At 64.3% G+C, this 3790-nt stretch carries 3 protein-coding genes and 1 tRNA gene; 1 reads left to right on the forward strand and 3 read right to left on the reverse strand.

Annotated elements, in window-relative coordinates:
• The 3 genes from mutY to ABNS06_RS07600 form a co-directional block, all read right to left on the reverse strand.
• The coding region (gene mutY, locus ABNS06_RS07590; RefSeq protein ID WP_348673637.1) for an A/G-specific adenine glycosylase at window positions 1-806 on the reverse strand (806 nt) is incomplete at its 3' end.
• Window positions 787-1242, reverse strand: a complete 456-nt coding sequence (locus ABNS06_RS07595) for an SRPBCC family protein (RefSeq protein WP_348673639.1) — start codon at window positions 1240-1242, stop codon at window positions 787-789. The genes mutY and ABNS06_RS07595, both read right to left, overlap by 20 nt.
• Window positions 1243-1324: 82 nt before the next feature.
• Entirely contained in the window at window positions 1325-3550 is a 2226-nt protein-coding gene (locus ABNS06_RS07600) for an AsmA family protein (RefSeq protein WP_348673640.1), read from the reverse strand.
• A gap of 166 nt (window positions 3551-3716) precedes the next feature.
• On the opposite strand from ABNS06_RS07600, the gene ABNS06_RS07605 reads away from it, so the two are divergent.
• Window positions 3717-3790, forward strand: a tRNA-Gly gene (locus ABNS06_RS07605).

Consider the following 3790-nt stretch of genomic DNA (forward strand, 5'->3'; position numbering starts at 1 on the left):
CAGTCCAGCGAATCGGTTTCGGGCAACGACCAAAGACCGCCCCAGACACCCGTCGGTGCGCGTCTGTGCAGCAGCAGACGGTTCTCGGTGTCGCGGATCAGCCAGACGAAGCTGCGGCGTCTGGGTCGATGCGTGCGAGGCTTGGGGGCAGGCAGCTCCGGGATGCGATTGGTCAGCCGCGCGACGCAGTCATCCTGCAAGGGGCAAAGCAGGCAGGCCGGCTGGTGCCGCGTGCAGACCGTTGCGCCAAGGTCCATGGAGGCCTGGGTGAAATCGCCGTGGCGGCCATCGGGCAATCTGGATTCGGCCTCTCGCCAAAGCGCCTTCATGACCGGCGAGCGGCCGGGCCAGCCTTCAACGCCGGCGTGGCGCGCGAGCACGCGCTTGACGTTGCCGTCGAGAATCGCGGCCCGCTGCCCGAAACCCATGGAGACGATGGCGCCGGCGGTGGAGCGCCCAATGCCGGGCAGGCTCTCCAGCGCATCCACGGTTGATGGCATCTCGCCGCCGAATTCGGCGACGACCTGTCTGGCGGCCTGATGCAGGTTGCGGGCGCGGGCGTAATACCCGAGGCCGGCCCATAGCGATAGCACGTCTTCGGTGGGTGCGTCGGCAAGGTCCGCCACCGTCGGGAACCGGGCCATGAAGCGTTCGAAGTAGCCGATGACCACGCTCACCTGGGTCTGCTGGAGCATGATTTCCGAGATCCAGACGCGGTAGGGCGTTTGCGGGTGTTGCCAGGGGAGGTCCTTGCGGCCGTGGTCGTCAAACCAGGCCAGCAACCGGTCAGCGTAACTGCTTGGCAAGGCGTTCGATCCCCTCCGAGGTCTGCAGGGCCTCTTGTTCCAGTTTGCGTTTGATCACCCAGGGGCCGATCAGCGGTGGCACCCAGAAGTCAGGTTCGATCTCGGCGACGAAGGACAGGCAACTGCGCGACTCGCAGGTCCAGATACGCCATTGGGCATGACCGTAGCGCAGATTGCTCTCGTCCGGGCGGACGTCGGCCATCAGCGTGCCGCCGCCGTTTTCCAGGGGTTGCCACTGCATGTCCTGGACCTGCTGAAGCTGCTTGCAGAACCACAGCACGCAGACCTGGACCTCGGTTTCCAGTACCGCCTCGGTCGGGCCTTCCTGGCTGCGGACCGAGGCCCGCTGCACCGCCGGATTGATCTCGGTGAGATTGGCGAAGTCGGTCAGCACGGCGTAGGCGTCGGCCGCCGTCGCATCGAGTTGTACGGTCATCTCGATGGTATGCCGGGCGCCGACATGTTCGACGTTCAGCCGCTGAACATCCGCCCCTGCCGCGAGTCCCGGCCCGAGCGCGCTAACTGCCGCCGTCAGTCGAATCAGTGTCGGATTGTTCAGAACTCGTGTCCGATTTGCGATTGAGGAAACCACCGAGCTTGTCGCGGAGCTTGTCACGCGCGCGCTCCTTCTCCTCGTCGATCTTCTCCTGCAGGCGTTCTTTTTCCTTGTCGGCCTTTTCCCTGAGTTCGGCCTTCTCCTCATCGAGTCGTTGCTGCGCCTCGGCCTTGAGCAGGCCCTTGATGTCGATGCCGATCTTGGGGCTAGTCACCGGACCGGTCACCGTCACCGGAATGGCCTTGCCGACCAGCGCGCCGAGCTTGGAGTCGCTGGGCGCGGCGGTGAGCACGGGCTTGAGCGCGTAGTCCAGTGTCATCGCAACCAGATTGACGGAACCGGTGGCGGTGACGTTCAGGTTGTCGGCGCCCGCGCTGAAATCGGTGGTCTTGGCCACGCCGTCCTTGATGCTCATCGAGCCGCCGAACTTGTTGAACCTAGTCTCGCCACCCGATTCCGCATCGGCCGACTGCCCGCGCAGCTTGGCTTCGGCGGCGGTGAGCACGCGTGAGATGTCGATGCCCTTGATCGCGCCGTCGGACAAGCCGAATTTCAACGTGCCGCTCAGGTGCTTGCGCAGATCACCGACCGTGCGCCCCTGGCTGGTCAGGTCGTAGGTGACCAGGCCCTTGCCCTGGAGCCAGTCCTTGTCGACCAGATCCTGGAGCAGGTCGCCGAACAGCAGTTGGTCCAGCGAGCCCTGGAAGCGGTAGCTGGGGGCCTGGCTTGCCGCGCCAGCGACGCGATTGTCGATTCTGATATCGCCGCCGTAGGCCTTGGCGGTCAGTGACTGTTGCAGTGGCTGGCCGGGTTTGCCCTTCACGATCAGCGTGGCGTCGTCGAACGTCAGTCCGGACGCGACCAGCGTCTTGATGGCGAAACGGCCGTCGACGTTCAGGCCTTCCAACGCGTCCAGCGGCAACTCGATGTCGTTGATGTCGCCGGTGCTCTCGTCGCTGTCCGAGCCCGTATCCTCCTCCTCGCTGGACGGGGGCAGGTAGCGATCCAGGTTGAACTGGTCCACGTCGAGGTCGAACGCCAGCGCCATGGTCTCGAAGTCCTTGACTGCGGCGGTGCCGGTCAGCGTGGTGTCGTCCAGCGTGACCGTGAGTTTGCGCAGTTCCGCGGATTGGGTGGTCGCGGAGAAGCGCGCATCCAGGCCGGCCGACTTCAGCGTGGTTTCATCCTGCGTCTCGGGCAGGTCGATGGCCAGCGAGCGGAATACCGTGCGCGGGTTGATCGTCTGGGAGGTGATCTGTCCGTTGAAGCTGGGGCTGTCGGAGTTGAGGCCCGAGCCGTCCAGCGATCCGTTCAGTGTGACGCCCGCGGCCTGCAGGACGAGGTCGGCCAGCTTCAGCACGCCGGCTTCCTGGTCAAAGTTGATATTGGCCGCCAGATTGAACTGTTGCTTGCCGGCGGGAATGTCGGCGCCCTCGGCCGTGCCTTCCAGGCGCAGATCCTCCACCGAGAATTGGCTGGCGTCGAGATCGGCGACCAGTTTCGTCACCAGATCGATGCTCAGCGTGGTCTTGGGCTCCTGGACCTCGACGACGAAATTCATCGACAACGGCACGGGGTGTGTCGCCGACGGCGAAATGCGGCCGGTCGACAGGTTGAAACCCTTGAGTACGACACTTTGGCCGGCGGCGGCATCGGTCCACTTGACGGCGGCGTCCTCGATCTCGACCGCTTCCACCGAAAGACCGGTGATCTCGAACCCGCCTTCCGTGCTCGGAGCCGGCTCCTCGACCGGTGCTTCGGCTTCGCCGTCCTCGTCGCTGAACGCCTCGATCAGGTCATCCCAGTTCGTTCGACCGTTTTCGCCGCGCGCCAGATTCAGGCGCATGCCCTCCAGCCGCACCGTGCCGATCTCGATCTGTTTGCTCAGCAGCGGCAACAGGCGAATGCTGACGCCAAAGTAGCCGATCTCGGCGAATGCCTCGTTGCCAAAGCCTTCGGCGTTGCCCAGCGACACCGACTCGGTTTCGACGCCCAGCCAGGGAAAGATCGACAGGCTCAGGGGGCCGGTCATTCTCAGATCCCGGCCGGTCGTGTCCTCGACGGCCTGTTCGATGTCGTCGCGATAGTCGTTGGGGTCGAACGTCATGACCAAACCGACTGCGGCCACTACGACCAGTGTGACCAGCAGGCTCAGAATGACGAGTACGATCTTGAACGGTTTTGCCATGCGACATCCCTGCGCGAAATGGATCGGACGGGTCTCCTCCACCCGGAGGGTTGGAGGGTATCAAGCCCCAGGAGTTCCTGTGACCAAAGCGGGTTCGATGTGCTTGACGAACCGCACGGACTCGGGCCAACTACGCCCGCATGACCGGGGGGCAACCCTCGGTGCTGCGGGTGTAGTTCAATGGTAGAACGGCAGCTTCCCAAGCTGCATACGAGGGTTCGATTCCCTTCACCCGCTCCA

Origin of the sequence: uncultured Abyssibacter sp., assembly GCF_964000955.1 — a bacterium.
In the GTDB taxonomy this organism is placed as follows: Bacteria; Pseudomonadota; Gammaproteobacteria; order Nevskiales; family OUC007; genus Abyssibacter.